Consider the following 17,120-nt stretch of genomic DNA (forward strand, 5'->3'; position numbering starts at 1 on the left):
TAAAAAGTGATTTATAAAAGTTTATAGTTCCTAAAAAGTGTTTATTATTGTGCATATTTATTCATTAAACATGAACTAAAATTAATAATAATTCCTAAAATAGGAACTATAATACTTATTATATACATAGCTAAAAACTAAAGAGAAAACACTTCCAAATCATCAGGAATAAATAATCTACCAGAAAAAAACATGCACCCTTCATCATAAAAACGCTTTTTCCTAGAATCAATATCATCATCAACAGTATGATACAACACCAAATTCTCAACATCTAATGATTCAGCAACTAAACAAGCATCCTTAACAGTAGAATGATTCTTCTCATAAGGATTAAAAACATCAGCATCACTAAAAAGACAGAAAGCCTCATGAAGAAGCCACTTACTACCATAAACATAATCCCTTACACACTCATGAAAAGGCTCATCACCACAACAGCTAAACTTACCACCATCATCCAAAATCATGGAAAAACCATACTGTAAAGTCCTATCTGAACCAACATCAAAAAATACAACATCATGACCATTAATAATACAATGTTCACCATTAACAACAGACACCAAATGAACAACTGTACCCATACACTCCAATTCAACAGGACGAAGCAGCCTGGCAATAAAATCATTGATAATACTAATTACTTCACTATGACCACGAATGAAAAGTTCACCATCATAATCACCTCTAACAGAATATTGACAAACCAATCTTATAAGCCACAATACTCCAAATAAATGATCCATATGTTTATGAGTAACAAAAACTTCACCAATATCCTTCCAGTCAATACCAGCATATTCTAATTGACGAAAAAGTCCACTGCCTCCGCCACCATCAACAAGAAAATATTTATCATCATTATTTAAAATAAAACAGGTATTATAGCAATTAGTAGCAACAGCATTACCCGTACCTAACATGATAAGATCCATAAAAACACCTCTAGAAATAAAAAAAATTACATCTAAGTATACATTTAAAACAAGAATTTAATAAAATTTTCAATAAAAAAAAATGGATAGTTAGTAAAAGAGTTTAGAAATAAAAATAGAGAATCTAATGGGATTAGATTTACTTTAAAAAAATATAAAAAAAAATAGTAAAATAGGTAATACTATTACTTATATTTATTTAGAGGCTGAAGTTGCACTTTGAGGATTCTCTACTTCTACACCTTTTATATAATCACTGAAATCACGGTCATATAATGAAGCTGCTAACATTACAACAGCACATGAACCTATGTTATGTACTAATGCTCCTGTAACTGGGTTAAGTAATCCTAGTATAGAACATATTATAGCAACTGCATTAATAATCATTGATATAGTAATACTTAAGTGTATTGTGAATAATGTGGAGTTTGATAGTTTTTTAAGATATGGTAATTTTTCAATGTTATCACCAAGTAATGCAATATCTGCAGCATCGATAGCTATGTCACTACCCATACCACCCATTGCTACACTTACATCGGCGGTTTTAAGTGCTGGTGCATCGTTAATACCATCCCCAACCATACAAACTTCTTTTCCGTCTTTTCTTAATTGTTCTACGATTTCAACTTTGTTTTCTGGTAGTAATTCAGAGTGAATATTAGTTATTCCGACCTGACTTGCAAAGTAGTTAGCTGCTTTATCGTTATCACCAGTTAATAGTTCAACATCAGTTTCAAGATCATCTTTTAATGTTGAAACTACTACTTTAGCATTTTCACGTAATACATCTGATAATCCAACTAAACCTATAACTTCACCATCATAAGCTACTACTATTGAAGCTTTTCCTTCATTACGTAGCATGTCAAGTTTGTTTATACATTTATCTGTTACTTCAATGTTACTTTCTTCTATGAATCTTGTTGTACCAGATAGAATTTTTTTACCATGATAATTTACAGCTACACCTTTTCCAGGTACCATTTTAAAGTCATCAGGTTCTGAGTATTGAATTCCTTCACTTCTACCATAATTTACTACTGCTTTACCTATTGGGTGTTCTGATTTTATTTCACTGATTGTCACATATTTTGTTAATTCCTGTGAACTTACATCATCTTTTAATGGTATTATATCAGATACTTCTAGGTCTCCATATGTTAGTGTTCCGGTTTTATCAAATGTTATACAGTCTACATTACCCATGTGTTCTAGTGCTTCACCAGATTTGATTAGTACACCATGTTTTGTTGCCTGACCTATTGCGGCCATAATTGCTGTTGGCGTTGCTAATATTAGTGCACATGGACAGAATACTACAAGTATTGTTACTGCTCTTTCTATATTCCATGTTATGAAGTATGTTACAATTGCTATACCTAGTGCTACTGGTACTAGCCATGTAGCCCATTTATCTGCTATTCTCTGTGTTGGAGCTTGTTTTTCATCTGCTTCTTCTACCATTCTTATGAGTTTTTCAAGAGATGAATCTTTTCCTACATTGGTTGCTTTTATATCTATTGCACCATATAGGTTTAATGTTCCTGAAAATACATCGTCTTTAATTGTCTTATCAAGTGGTAGTGATTCACCAGTCATAATTGATTGGTCTACTGATGTATCTCCTTTTATTATAACACCGTCTACTGGTATTACTTCTCCAGGTAGTACTCTTAGTATATCACCTTTTTGGATGTCTTTAGCATCTATCTGTTTTTCTGTAGTTTCGCCATTTTCAGTGATTAGTAATCTACCTTTCTGTGGTTTAAGGTCAATTAAATCCTTAAGACCTTGTTTTGATTTGTTTACTGTGTAGTCTTCAAGTAGTGCACCAAGTGCCATTATGAATACTACTTCACCAGCAGCGAATATTTCGCCTATCATTATTGAAGCTACCATTGCTATACATATAAGTAGTGCTGATGATACCCAGTGTTGTCTTACTAGTCTTTCTAATGCTAGATATAATAGTGGTAATCCACAAATCACTATTGTTACCCATGCTGGATCAACGGGTACTTGTATGTTTAATAATAGTATTATTAAACTAAACAATAGGAAAACTCCTCCTACTATGGTCATCTTCAGACCTTCAAAGAAGTGCATTAGTTGTTCAAACTTATTCATTAGTATTACCTCCTTTATATACTTTAATTTTATAATTATTACTATAGTAATACTAGTATATAAAGGAATTTACTAAAAAGTAATACTATTGTATTACTTAACCCCTTGAAACTAAAATATTATATAAAAAATAGTGAAAAATAAAAAAAATTTTAAAAGTAATTCAAATTATGTATAATAAGAAAGGATTAATTTCTAATCCATTCCATTATACTTCTTAGTAAAAGTAGTTTTCTTCTGATTCTTACAGTTAATAAAGTAAGTCCACTCTATCTTGTCACCATCATGAAGCCTGTAAGCATCAATAATCTCAGAAGGAATTTCTACATACATTGGTTTATCTTCATCATCATTTTCTCTGATAACTTTCTTACTAAATGTTAATTCTACCATGTCAACCACCCTTATAAATTACTAATCTCTTCATCAATATCTTTTATTGATTCTTGCTTCTTAGCAATGTCAGATTCTAATTCTGTGATTTGATCCTTTAAATCCTTAATTTCCTGATTAAGAATGAATTTCTGAATTTCCAATTTGCCTTCCTTTGTTTCTGACCATTTCTTAGCATTTTCAATAAATTCCTCTTTTGTCATGCCCATATCTTTCAATGATTCCTCTTGGTCATTTGCAAAGCTGGTAAATATATCTTCTAATCTATCCATAATATACTCTCTTATATTACTTGTAATATTACTAAAATATTATATATTCTATATTATTATAATTTTCCAATAATACTTTTCCTATCTTTAACTTTAATTTTAACACGAATCATTAATAATAACATTACTGCTAATAATATTATACCAAATATGAAAATATTATCCATACCTGTCAGGAACTCTTGTATACCTGAACCTCTTATTATAGTATTTGTAAGTAATCCCTCTGGAATTGATAAAGATAATATAATACTACCATAACTAGATGCCATAGCTATACCCATAGACCTAAATAGTGTTAGAATTGAAGATGCAGATGTCTTATTATTTATTGATACAATAGACATTACAACCTTATTAATAGGTGCCTGAGCAAATGCAATTCCTATACCCATAATTGTATAATATACTACTAATTCTAATATAGTACTATGTTCATTCAATGTTAATAATAATAGGAATGAAATTATAGATAAACTAAATCCTATGACTACAGGTAATATAGATCCAATCTTATCAGCTATGTAACCGCTTATAGGTGTGAATACTATCATTACAATTGGTGCTGCTGATAATACTATACCAGTCATTGAGGAACTTATACCTAATATTTTTTCTGTGTAGAATGGTAACACATAAAGTAATACGTACTCGCAGATGTATAATACGTGGAAGCTCACATTAAATGATGTGAATGTAAAATTCTTCAGTAAGCCCCAGTTAACCATTGGACTGTCAGAACGTTTCTCAACATATAAAAATGATATCACTAATATAATTGATATTATACCATACAGTGATGCCTTTATGTAATCTCCTAATTCTACTATACTTAATGTATATATAATAAGCGCTACTGCTATTAATTCCAGAAATCCACCTAGGAAGTTAACATGTAATGGTTTATTAATTTTCATTTGAACATATTTTATAGATAATGGTAAAACTATTAAACATACTGGTATATTTACTAGAAATATGGCTCTCCATCCAAAGAAATCCTGAACTAATCCGCCAACTACCGGACCTAAACCTAATCCAATAGCTACCATCATACCATAAACTCCCATTGCCCTGCCTAACATATTAGTAGGGAAATAATATTCAATAATTACTAATGGACCTGCTAAAATCATGGAAGCTGCTAATCCCTGAAGTAGTCTTGATCCTATTAGAAAATCTATCGAAGGTGAAATACTACATAGTATTGAAGATATCAGAAATAGTAATATGCCTATAGAAAATATTCGTCCATGACCTTTAAAATTACCAATATCTGCAAATAAGGTTACAAGTCCTACATATGTTATAAAGTATGAAGTAATAACCCATTCGGTCTGATTAAGTGAAATAGTAAAGTATTCACTTATTGCTGGTAGAGATACATTAGTAATACTCATGTTTAATGAAATAATCATTACTCCTAGACAAACAGTGAATAATACAATCCATTTATTGTTTGGATTATCATTGATATTGTTATCTACAATAAATAACACCTTCTCTATTAATGTTATGTAATCTTTAATATAAATATGTTAAAAAAAGTAAAGAAAAGGGGAGAGAGAATGTTTATTTAAGTTTAAGACTACTTAAAGTAACATTGAATGAAGATTGAGCCTCATCATAAACTGTTGTTGGTGCTTGGCTTAATACACGGTAATAATGGCCATTTGCTTCAATCCATGTATCCTGGTATACTGTATATGATACAGTGTATACAAACTGATGTGCTGTATGACCATTTATATCAAATGTTGTCTGATTATTTAATTGGAAATTACCTGTTCCTTCCATTAATTTATATATACTATCAGACTGGTATGCATTATCTATAGTTGTTCCGTTTGGTAATGAATCCATTTTTGTAATTTCTGTCTGAACAATAACTACATCAGTAGCATTAGTTGCACTAGTATTTAATATTGTACCATTACCTGTCTCGTTAAGAGTACCATTAGAATAACTGTACTCTGATTGATTAGCAGGATTAATAATTATATCCTTTGGATTATTAGATAAGAATGGTGTTTTTATTGGATCATCATACTCATAAACAGTCCAGGCAGCAGGTAAATCAAAAGACATATCTCCATCCTCGAAATGTTTTAAATCACCATTAGTCTGTATATATGATGGAGTTAATGCAAAGAATCCTGCAATCAATACAACAGATGCAATTAAAAGAATTGGTAGAATTATTTTTGTTTTCAAAATTAATCCCCCTTTTTTAATCGTCACGTTTATACAAGTTATTATTATTAGAATCCATTGTAACAATTAGAGGTCCAAATCTTTCAACATCTAATTCCCATATAGCCTCCGGCATTCCTAAATCCAGCCAGTGAACAGAATCAACTTTATTAATACTACTTACATATAATGCAGCACATCCACCAACAGCTGTGAGAAATACACAGTTATTATCAACTAATGCTTTCTGAGTATTATCATCCATACCACCTTTACCAATAATAGCTTTAACACCCATTGAGAGTACTTCAGGCTCATATGGATTCATACGCATACTAGTTGTAGGACCAATAGCCACAATTTCATAGTTATCTTCACCGGTTTTCTTTATGATAGGACCTGCATGGAATAATACAACTCCTTCTAAATCAATAGGAGCTCCTTCTTCTATTATTCTTTTATGCGCACTATCACGAGCTGTGTATATCTTACCTGTTAAATAAACTGTGTCTCCTGCTTTTAATTTGTTAATATCATCATCATTCAATGGTGTTTTTAATTCATGTTCCATTATTATCCCCATTTTAGTTAATAAATAAAATTCCATTAGAAAAATTATATACTTAAATATATGTTTTTTACAGATAATATATTTTTATTAGTATTGAATAGAAATAAAATAAATAATTTAATATAACATATAATAAATACTAATATAAATTATAGGGAGGTATTTAATGGCCGTTTCAGATAGAATTATGGATGCCACTAAATATATGATTTCACTTCCGAAAACTGAAATATCAGTATTTCTAATAATAATTGTAAGTTTTCTATCGGGTTGTTTTGTAGGATGCCTGGAACCTAACCCTTCAGCACATGCAATGGTATTTTCAGTTTTTAGTGAAGGTACTACAGCCTTTTTTCTATTAGGACTTACAGGAATTGCTTCAGGTGGAATCATACACGGGTCTATAAATCATTTACATAAACGTCATATGAAACTAAAACAAGCAATGTTTGTAGCATTTGTAGGAACTTTAATACCTAGCATATTCTACTTAATAGGATCAATTCTTTCAGTAATATTTCACAATTCATTGACCCTTAACATATTATTATTAGGCGTCTTATTCGCATTTGCAATAGAAGTACTAGTATTATGGTCAACATCAAACATACGATACATAGAAGGAGTAGTTATAGCAGCAATACAACCAGTGTTAATACTCAGCATGCTAGTACTGATAAATTATGTGACAGTGACAACAAGTGCCAGCGCAATACTATCATTATATCTTAAAGCTATAATAGGAGCATTTGTTTTAGCAGTAGCAGTTTATGCCTTTATATCTATTGTTCAAACACCTATAAAAAATAATCTTGGAGTTGGAGGATTAGAATTATTAAGCTTATTTATAGCTCAAATTACTGAAGGTTCCAATGCAATGGAAGAGATATTTAATGTTATGGGAGAACCTATTGATACTAGTGTTAGTCTTATTAGCTTCAGAACAAGTAAGGGAATTAAAGCAAATTACATATCACCACATGTACATCCAGGACCTGTTGGTTCAATAGGTGGAGGAAACTTACCTACCATAGTAGCAAATCAATTAGATGACTTTGCAATAATAGCACATGGAGCAGCAACTCATGACTTTAATCCTGTAAAGGAAAGTGAAATACAGAAAGTTACAGATTCTATTAATAATATACTAAAAGATCTGATATATAGTAAAACAGCAAGTAAATTCCAGAGATATCAAGCAGGAGATGCGAAAGTAGGAGCACAATTCTTTAATAATGGACTTATACTACTAACAACCTTCGCACCAAATCCTGGTGATGATATAGATTACGGAGTAGGAAAAACATTAATGTATGAAGCACAATACTTAACAGGAGCAGATGATGTAGTATTTGTTGACTGTCATAACTGCCTGGAAGGAAACTATGATCGATTACTACCAGGACATAACCGTGTAATACAATTAGAGGATGCAATAAAACAGATAAAAAAACCAGAAGAATATCCTATAAAAATGGGATATGCATATGATGCTCTTAATGAAATACCCGTAAAGGACGGTATTGGTGAGAGCGGAATTAAATTAATGTTAACTGAAGTAGATACTCAGAGAATGTTATATGTAGTAATTGACGGAAATAACATGAAAAAGGGATTCAGAGAAGAAATAATAAAAACAATCAACAATAAATACCCCGACATTGACATGATAGAAGTAATGACAACTGACACACACCTAGTTAACACAATATCCGGTGGAGGAGTAACAGTTGGTGAAAAACACTCCGAGGAAATTATCAATGCAATACTAAAATTAATACCTGAAGCAGTAAATGACCTTGAATACGTAGAAGTTGCATCAGGAACATCAAGAATAAATATTAAAACACTTGGCCCTAACAATTCAACAGAATTAATGACAACAATAACATCCGTATTATCTATAAGTAAAATACTTGCCCCATTTGTATTCTTTGTGGCAGCAATAATTACAATACTATGGATATTCTGATGTTTTCATCCCCCATGACTTTTTTTATTTATTTTTATATATTCTAAAAAATATATATTATAAAATTTATATAAAAACTACTTATATTATAATCAATTTAAATATAAGAAAGGATAATATTAAACAACCTAAAAATTATTACTAAAATAATAAAAAATGTAATACATAAAAAAATAAAATATAACAATATTTAAATACATGAGAGATTGATAAATAGTATTATACTAAAATATATATTATTTCAAAATAAAATATATTTAAAAACAGTAGGTGATTTTAAATGGTAAAAACATTAGAAAATTTATCAAAAGCATTCGTAGGAGAAAGTCAAGCTAGAAACAGATACACAATGTATTCTAAAATAGCAAAAAAAGAAGGATACGAAAAAATAGCAGAAATATTCTTATTAACAGCTGATAACGAATTCCAACATGCAAAAGTATTATTCAAAATGATACAAGAATTAAAAGAAGACATAGACGCAGTAACAATTGATACAGACGTATGCTTAGATTATGGAACTACAGCAGAAAACCTTGCATCAGCAGCAGCTGGAGAACACGATGAAGCAACATCAATGTACCCAGAATTTGCAGATGTAGCAGAAGAAGAAGGATTAACTGCAGTAGCAGCAAGATTAAGAAACATTGGAAAAGTAGAATCACACCACGAAGAAAGATACCGAAAATTATTAGCAATGGTTGAAGGAAAAACATTCTTCGAAAGAAGCGAAGAAATCACATGGGTATGCAGAAAATGTGGATTTGTATACAAAGGAGAAAAACCACCTGAAAAATGTCCAATCTGTGAACACCCATCCAGTTACTTTGAAAAATTAACAGATGACTTCTAAATAAGAAAATAGTAAATATAAAATATTAAGGAGCATGAACAAATGGCTAACTTTGATTACACTGATATAGTAAGATGTAAAAACAGTGGAAACCTTCTAGAATTAATTTACCCAGGACCAGAAGTAAACGTAGAAAACTTAAACATTGAAGAAGCAAAAACCAGCGGAGAAGGAGAAGCTAAACACAAACCTGTAATCACAAGAGTAGATGACGGATACAATGTAAAAGTTGGAGAAGTAGAACATCCAATGGATGAAGACCACTACATTGCTGTTATTGAACTAATTGCTGATGGTCAAGTACATAAACAATACTTAAATCCGGGAGATAAACCAGAAGCAACATTCAAAATACCAGAAGCAACAGATTTAAAAGCTAGAGAATTCTGTACTAAACACGGCCTATGGCAATCTTAAGTATAGAATATTAATCTCCTATAACCCCCCTTTTAAAACTAATTATTTAATCATGAATTATTACACTATTTATTTATACTAAGATAATTTTTTACTAAACAAGATTTATATTCTATATGACTCTATATACTCGTTTTCCAGTAAATAACCCCTATATAACACTATTTTAAAGTTTTATTATAAAAATAATTATCAATATCAATTAACAGCACTTCTTACATGTTAAATTATGGTATAATCTTAATTATAATCAAAATAATATTTCTTAATAGATTAATCTTCAATAAAAATATAAATAATAAAATAAATATTATTTTAGTAGTGAATAGTGAATATTCCTATAAAACTTAAGGAAGAATGAAAATATGATAATAAAAGCAAAAGCACCAAAAATTGCAGATGATATATATTTTGTAGGTACAATTGACTGGGACAGAAGAGAATACCACGGATACACATTAAATGGTACAACATACAATGCATTCCTAGTATTCTGTGGAGATAAAACTGTATTAATTGATAACGTATACCCAGGAGAAGTATACTCAGCACAAATGTGGGGAAGAATCCAAAATGCATTCGAAGCTGAAGGAAAAGAAATGAAAATTGACTACATCATACAAAACCACGTAGAAAAAGATCACAGTGGAGCATTATCACAGATACATGCAAAATTCCCTGATGCACCAATTTACTGTACACCAATAGCAAAACCAGGATTAATAAAACACTACCCTGACCTAGCAGATGCAGAATTTGTAACAGTGGAAACCGGAGATTCACTAACAGTAGGAGACAAAACATTCGCATTCATGGATGCAAAAATGTTACACTGGCCAGACAGTATGTTCACATTCTTACAGGAAGAAGGAATACTCTTCTCTAACGATGCATTTGGACAACACTTATGTAAAATGGACAGATTCGACTACGAAGTACCAGAATCAGAACTAATGGAAGCAGCACAAAAATTCTATGCAAACCTATTAACACCATTAACACCATTACTCAACAAAAAATTAAATGAAATTGTAGAACTAGGATTACTAGACAAAATTAAAACAATTGCACCATCACACGGTCAAATCTGGACAGAACCAATGAAAATTATCACAGCATACCAAAACTGGGCTAGTGGAGTATGTCAAAGAGATCAAGCAACACTCGTATATGATACAATGCACTTCTCAACTGAATACATGGCACATGCAATTGCAGAAGGATTAATGTCACAGGGAGTAAATGTAAAAATGCATTTCCTCAAAGAAGATGAAAGAAGTGAAACAGTAAAAGATATGCTTGAAAGTAAAGCAGTACTCATGGGAGTTCCAACATTATTCAACAAAGTATTCCCAAGTATAGCAGATGTATTATTATACACTGATGAATTACAGTTTGCAAGAACTGGAATCAAAAGACTAGGAGCAACATTCGGTTCATACGGATGGGGTGGAAACGGACCTGCATGGTTAAATGATAAAATGGCAGCAGCAGGATTTGAAATGGTTGACAATCTAGAAATCAACTATGTACCTACTGATGAAGAACTAGAAAAATGCTTCGATTTAGGAGTAAAAATTGCAGAAGAAATGAAAAAGATGTAAATATAACATATTTATATCCCCCTCACCTTCTTATAATAAATAAAACTATTTTATACAAATAATTTGTTTAAAAAATTAGAATTAATTTTATAATTACAAAATAAGTATTAATCTGATAATTATATTTAATTTAATAAAAATAAGATGATTTTAAAAAAAAAGAGTAAAAAGAAATTAATCTGCATCGTTTTCTAAAGTTTCTCTTTGTTTTTCTTTAATGATTTCCTCAATCATTGTATCAATAGTATTTGTTACCTCAATATTCTCGATAACCGGAGTGTTATGTTTATGAGCTTCTCCAACAATGTAATCATGTGTCTTTCTTATAGCTGAGAAGTTTTTAAGATATCTTTTTAATGGTCTGCGTGCCCATAATTGACGACACCTTGAATAAAATCTACTTTTATGTACTTCTTCATCAGATAATGATAAGACAAATAGATATACATTAGGTTTACTTAGTAATTCCTCGTTAACAAATCCTGGAACTATATGAACTCCTTCAATAACTATACTAATACCTTCCTTTAGAGCACGTTCTATTACACCAGTCAATCCTACATTTACAGTAGTAACATGATCCTTAAATCCGATTAAAGTTCTATCAAACTCTGGAGGTGCAGGTGTTGTAAGTGCATCTGCAGCTGTGTAACTTGATTCAAATAATGTTGGACATAATTCTTTAGAAACGATTTTTCTCATTACTTCCCTTACCATGTCAGTACTTAACATGTTTTTAATTCCAAGTCTGTTTGCTAATTCAAAAGAAATAGAGGATGTTCCTATTCCTGATGCTCCTCCTATCAATATTATTAACGGATCCTCAGACCTTCTGATTTCCTTCCATGTTAAGTATTTCTTTGCTAATAACGGATCTTCCTTTTCTAATCTTTCTTTTACTTTTTGAATTAAATCTGTTAATGAAATTACAGTAGTACCGTCTTCTTTGATTGATTCTTCTATTTCTGCTGCTATTTTGTATGCTCTTTCCGGGTCTACTTCTGAACGTGTCAATGATTTAGAGAGTATTCCTTTTGAAAATGGTTCTCGATATTTTTTTCCACCAATTTCACCTTCAACTAATAACATTCTTCACCGCCTTAGCTATTTTTTAATTAATAAATATCAATATTATATTTGATTATTATTTAATTTAAAGGTTATTATTTAGTTTATTAAAAATAACGGTTTAATGAAAATTTTTTATTGAATATAAAACAAGATAGAACGTAATAATATAAAATATGTAAAAATATTAGAACAAGTAATAATTATTAGTTAAAATAAGCTTATAAAAAAAATAAGAGTAATAGAATTTAAATTCTCATTACATCTATTCTACTTTTTCAAACATGTCTTTTGATGCACCGCATAAAGGACATTTCCAGTCATCTGGTAAATCCTCAAATAATGTTCCTGCATCAATTCCGTGGGCAGCATCTCCTTTTTCTGAGTCGTATACCCATCCACATAACATACATTTATATTGTACCATATTTTATCCTCCTAAATATTATTATACTAATAGGTTTTATTCTCTTTATTTATATAGTTAAAGTTTTTATTTTTAACCTTAATAATATTTTTAACAGTCTATGTATTTTAAATGAATATTCTTATTGTATATCTACAAAGATATTATATGCTAATTCCTTGTCTATGTTAACTTCTTTTGATTCAACTAATACATTAACAGGTCCATTTAAAGGTGTTGAATTCAACAAGGTGATTTCTGTCTCTAATGTAATGCCTAAATCTAATAATTTTTGTAATTTATCTTTGTCTCCTCTGATAAATTTTACTTTACCCCTTTGATTCGGCATCATGTTTCCCACAGCTATTAGATTTTCTATTCTTTTTGGTATTTCTGAGATATCAGATATCTGTGAACATTCATAACAGGTTGAAACGTTAAGGTTACATACTGGAATTACATTATGATCATCTGGGCACTGGTCTGGATAGTTGAGTAATTGACAGATTTTTCTTTCTGCCTCATCGGATAATGAATGTTCCATTGCACATGCCTGTTCATGTAAATCTTCTATATTAATTCCCAATATCTCATAGAGGAATGTTTCTAATAATCTGTGTTTACGTACAATGCTTCTTGCAATTTTATATCCTTTATCAGTAAGTTTAACTCCTTTATATTGGTAGTAGTTAACATAGCCCTCTTCTTCTAATTTTTTAAGCATCTGTGTTACACTACCTGGAGCTATGTCTAAATCTTTAGATATCTCCGTGGTTTTAGCCATGTTATCTTTAAGACTTTTTTTGTAGATTGTTTCAAGATATTCTTCTACATTTTCACTTATTTGTTTTCCATGCATTTTTTAACACATTCCACAAGATATATACTTAATTTATTATTGATATTCTACATCATTTTATTTGAATTTCTATATTACTATATTAAACAAATTCTATTATATATTTTTTAACTAATAATAGAAGTGAATATTATTCTATAGTAAAGATATACTGAACTAGAATTTATTCATAGAACTGCTTTCTTAGTTCTCTTCTAAGTAATTTCCAACCATTTACTCTTGGCAATGTATCTGTTGAGTATATTTTACGAGGTATTTTATATCTTGCAAGGTTTTTTCTTGCAAATTCTAGTAATCCGCTGACATCTTCCTCGTCTTTCCATATTACTGCTGCTACTGGTATTTCTCCTCTATGCTCATGAGGTATGCTGAATACTGCTATTTCATCTATTTTATCATATTGAAGCAATACTTCTTCTACTTCTGTTGGATATATCTTCCATCCTGACATGATTATCATATCTTTTTTACGGTCTGTGATAAATAATCTGTTATCATCATCAATATATCCGATATCACCACTTAAGAACCATCCATTTTCTAGGAATGTTTTCTTGTTTGCCTCTGGTTTATTCCAGTACCCTAGTGCTACTGATGGTCCACGTAATGCAATTTCTCCTGGCTTATTTCTTTCCATTTCAATTTCTGGGTCATCTGTATCCACAATTTTTATTTCACTAAAGCATACTGGATGACCTACACTTTCAAATCTATCAGCAAATGCATAGTCTTCCGGTCTTATTACAGTTCCTGTACCTATTACTATTGTTTCTGATGAACCGTAAGCATTTAGTACTGGTATTCCGTATTTTTTATAGAATTTCTTCCATATTTCCTTATGTAATGGTCCTCCACCTGATATTATGCTTTTTACTGTGTATAATTTATTTCCTACTAGTTCTGGATTAGATACTATGGAATGTATTACTGGCGGCATTCCTGTTGCATGTGTTACTTGATTTTTAAATATTATGTCAAGATATTCCTCGAATGTATACTTGTTTTTGGTTATGCATAGTGCTGCTGCTCTTAGTGCTGATATTGCCCATGATATTCCTACATGTGCCATTGGATATATACAGAACATGACACTGTTATGATCCATTTTCAGTACATCACATTCATTTTGTATTGCACTAAACCAGTTACCATGTGTTAGCATTGCACCTTTTGGTTTACCTGTTGTTCCACTAGTATATTGTAGTTGACATACATCATCCCAGCTTGTATTACATGCTTCCAGTATTGGTGCATCCTTATATTCATTCATGTTAGGCATTATATAGGAATCCACTGATAATTCATCCATTTCTTGGTCGGTTATTATTAGTTTTGCATCAGAGTCATCAATGAAGTATTGTAGTTCAGGAACTGTATATATCCTATTAGTTGGTACTGCAACAGCACCTATACGCCATAGTGCAAGAAAAGAAAATAGATATTCCGGACTGTTATCTAGATATATTAATACTCTATCTCCCCTTTCTATTCCTAAATCTATTAATCTTCTTCCTATTTCTGATATGATTCCTAGTATATCTCTTGAACTATATCTCATTTCTTCATCTATATTATAATATACTGGTTTGTCTAATCTACATGCATTAGCATCTAAAAAAGTCGTTATATTTATCATAAAAATAAGTTCCTTCCATTTATAATCTATTATTATATATCTAATTAATTTATATTAAGTTATACACATAATTATATTATAATAAATTATTTCTAAAAATTAGTATCTTTCTAACTATAGACTACAATGATAACATGAATGTAACAACAAGAATAATAAAGAATTCAGGGTTACTGATACTAGCTAGTATAATTAATAACTTAATGACCTTCATTCTAACACTATTTACAGCTAGATATCTTGGAACCTATGACTATGGTATTATATCATCAGCAACATCACTTGTTGGTGTTTTTGGTATATTTTGTGACCTCGGACTTGCAACATATGCTATACGGGAAGTGTCACGGGATAAACAGCGTACTAGCGTATACTTCGGTACAGTATTCTTCTTAAGGGTAGTGTTTTCACTGATAACACTAGGTATATATACAATATTCATACTGATGAGCCACTTTAATCCAGTGGAAACTGATGTAATGCTATTATTTGGTTTATACATGGTATTTAACTCATTAACATTATGTTTATACTCATTATTCCAGAGTAATGAGAAGATGGAATACCAGACAATAGGTAACGTGATTTATAGTGTATCAGTGCTGTTAATAATACTACTTCTAATATATATCCATGGAGATGTGAAAGTAGTAGCATCAGGATACCCTATAGCAATAGTATTATCATTTTCATACTCACTATACATCACATATAAACACTACCCTAGACTTAGCATATCATTAGATAAATCATTCATAAAGGAATTATTTGTCAAAGGAATACCATTTGGTATAACATCAGTATTCACATCAATATACTTCTGGATAGCTCTAATCCTGTTAACATTTCTATCAGGAAGCTATGCAGTGGGATTATTCAGCTCATCACAGAAACTACTGCTTGTATTCTCAGCTATATTCACATTAATATCAAATGCAATCTTCCCAGTAATGAGTGATTTATACATAAAAAACAGGGACGAACTAGCAAATGTATATCATAAACTAATGAAATATATGCTAATGCTAGGATTACCAATAGCAATAGGATCAGCAATATACTCAAAGGACATTATATACATAATCTATGGTAGTGAGTATGTGGTAGGAGCTAATGCTTTAACAATACTAATATGGGCTGGTGTTTTCATGTTCCTAAGCAGCACCTGTTCAACATTACTGGGAGCAATTAATAAGCAATTCACTGCTACAAAAATAGCTGCTATAGGTGCAATGTTCAGTGTAGTTCTAAATACGTTTATGATAATGAAATTTTCTTATATTGGTGCTAGTGTATCAACAGTATGCACAGAATTTGTGATATTATTATTAATGCTATTAACACTTAGAAGAACAGAGTACAGCATATCTCCACGTAAATCAGTTAAACCTGTGATACAAATAGTACTTGCTAATATTATTATGACAATAGCTATTGTTTATCCTCATTTAACTTTCCTGGCAGCTGTTCCTGTAGCTGCTATAGTATATGTTGTGGCTCTTCTAATTACTGGTGGAATTAATAGAGATGATCGTGAGATAGTCCTGGATTTTATTGATAAATTCAGAAATAGAAATAGATGAAAAAAAATAATATTGTTAGATAAAGATAGGATTTATATTCTTTACCTAATTTTCCGTTTTTCTACATTAAAGTGTAGTTTTTTTTATAATACTTTTTTTAGGATATTCAAATACGTTAATATTACTTTTTGTTAGGTGATAAATTAGGATAATTTAATTTATGAGCTTTTATTTAGTCATATTGTTAAATCATTACCTTATGTAATGAAAATAGTGGGAGTA

16 protein-coding genes are annotated in these 17,120 nt (G+C 30.5%); 5 read left to right on the plus strand and 11 right to left on the minus strand.

Going from position 1 to position 17,120, the window contains the following annotated elements; all coding sequences use genetic code 11:
- Positions 1-137: 137 nt before the first annotated feature.
- The 7 genes from OTK55_RS06790 to OTK55_RS06820 form a co-directional block, all read right to left on the minus strand.
- The gene (locus tag OTK55_RS06790; RefSeq protein ID WP_274871404.1) at positions 138-938 is read right to left on the minus strand and encodes an MBL fold metallo-hydrolase; all 801 of its coding nucleotides are present in this window, start codon (positions 936-938) and stop codon (positions 138-140) included.
- Between the two features lie 195 nt (positions 939-1,133).
- Positions 1,134-3,071: a heavy metal translocating P-type ATPase gene (locus OTK55_RS06795; protein ID WP_274871405.1), complete on the minus strand. Its 1,938-nt coding sequence runs from the start codon at positions 3,069-3,071 to the stop codon at positions 1,134-1,136.
- Between the two features lie 195 nt (positions 3,072-3,266).
- A complete protein-coding gene (locus OTK55_RS06800) occupies positions 3,267-3,464 on the minus strand; it encodes a hypothetical protein (protein ID WP_274871406.1) in 198 nt (65 codons plus the stop codon).
- Positions 3,465-3,475: 11 nt separating this feature from the next.
- Positions 3,476-3,736: a hypothetical protein gene (locus tag OTK55_RS06805; RefSeq protein ID WP_274871407.1), complete on the minus strand. Its 261-nt coding sequence runs from the start codon at positions 3,734-3,736 to the stop codon at positions 3,476-3,478.
- A 56-nt stretch (positions 3,737-3,792) separates the two neighbouring features.
- On the minus strand, positions 3,793-5,235 hold the full coding sequence (locus OTK55_RS06810; RefSeq protein WP_274871409.1) for an MFS transporter: 1,443 nt from the start codon (positions 5,233-5,235) through the stop codon (positions 3,793-3,795).
- 73 nt (positions 5,236-5,308) lie between these two features.
- The gene (locus tag OTK55_RS06815; protein ID WP_274871410.1) at positions 5,309-5,950 is read right to left on the minus strand and encodes a hypothetical protein; all 642 of its coding nucleotides are present in this window, start codon (positions 5,948-5,950) and stop codon (positions 5,309-5,311) included.
- Positions 5,951-5,966: 16 nt separating this feature from the next.
- Positions 5,967-6,500: a FumA C-terminus/TtdB family hydratase beta subunit gene (locus OTK55_RS06820; protein ID WP_274871413.1), complete on the minus strand. Its 534-nt coding sequence runs from the start codon at positions 6,498-6,500 to the stop codon at positions 5,967-5,969.
- 166 nt (positions 6,501-6,666) lie between these two features.
- On the opposite strand from OTK55_RS06820, the gene OTK55_RS06825 reads away from it, so the two are divergent.
- From OTK55_RS06825 to OTK55_RS06840, 4 genes are all read left to right on the plus strand, one after another.
- Positions 6,667-8,472, plus strand: coding sequence for a DUF2070 family protein (locus OTK55_RS06825; protein WP_274871414.1), 1,806 nt, complete (start codon positions 6,667-6,669; stop codon positions 8,470-8,472).
- A 280-nt stretch (positions 8,473-8,752) separates the two neighbouring features.
- A complete protein-coding gene (gene rbr / locus OTK55_RS06830; protein WP_274871415.1) occupies positions 8,753-9,325 on the plus strand; it encodes a rubrerythrin in 573 nt (190 codons plus the stop codon).
- A gap of 42 nt (positions 9,326-9,367) precedes the next feature.
- Positions 9,368-9,742, plus strand: a complete 375-nt coding sequence (locus OTK55_RS06835) for a desulfoferrodoxin family protein (RefSeq protein ID WP_274871417.1) — start codon at positions 9,368-9,370, stop codon at positions 9,740-9,742.
- Between the two features lie 371 nt (positions 9,743-10,113).
- Positions 10,114-11,346, plus strand: a complete 1,233-nt coding sequence (locus tag OTK55_RS06840) for an FprA family A-type flavoprotein (protein ID WP_274871784.1) — start codon at positions 10,114-10,116, stop codon at positions 11,344-11,346.
- Positions 11,347-11,520: 174 nt separating this feature from the next.
- Here the strand turns inward: OTK55_RS06840 and OTK55_RS06845 are convergent, their stop codons facing one another.
- The 4 genes from OTK55_RS06845 to OTK55_RS06860 all read right to left on the minus strand — a co-directional run bounded on the left by OTK55_RS06845 (position 11,521) and on the right by OTK55_RS06860 (position 15,315).
- Complete coding sequence (locus OTK55_RS06845) at positions 11,521-12,435, minus strand: 2-phosphoglycerate kinase (RefSeq protein ID WP_274871419.1); 915 nt, start codon at positions 12,433-12,435, stop codon at positions 11,521-11,523.
- 244 nt (positions 12,436-12,679) lie between these two features.
- Positions 12,680-12,841, minus strand: coding sequence for a rubredoxin (locus OTK55_RS06850; RefSeq protein WP_274871420.1), 162 nt, complete (start codon positions 12,839-12,841; stop codon positions 12,680-12,682).
- A gap of 121 nt (positions 12,842-12,962) precedes the next feature.
- Entirely contained in the window at positions 12,963-13,679 is a 717-nt protein-coding gene (locus tag OTK55_RS06855; RefSeq protein ID WP_274871422.1) for a metal-dependent transcriptional regulator, read from the minus strand.
- A gap of 163 nt (positions 13,680-13,842) precedes the next feature.
- On the minus strand, positions 13,843-15,315 hold the full coding sequence (locus OTK55_RS06860) for a class I adenylate-forming enzyme family protein (RefSeq protein WP_274871424.1): 1,473 nt from the start codon (positions 15,313-15,315) through the stop codon (positions 13,843-13,845).
- Positions 15,316-15,449: 134 nt separating this feature from the next.
- Between OTK55_RS06860 and OTK55_RS06865 the strand changes: the two genes are divergently transcribed.
- Positions 15,450-16,898 (plus strand): flippase, encoded by a 1,449-nt coding sequence (locus OTK55_RS06865; RefSeq protein ID WP_274871426.1) that lies wholly within the window; start codon positions 15,450-15,452, stop codon positions 16,896-16,898.
- The last annotated feature ends 222 nt before the right edge of the window (positions 16,899-17,120 follow it).

The sequence above is a fragment of the Candidatus Methanosphaera massiliense genome, assembly GCF_028890305.1.
In the GTDB taxonomy this organism is placed as follows: domain Archaea; phylum Methanobacteriota; class Methanobacteria; order Methanobacteriales; family Methanobacteriaceae; genus Methanosphaera; species Methanosphaera massiliense.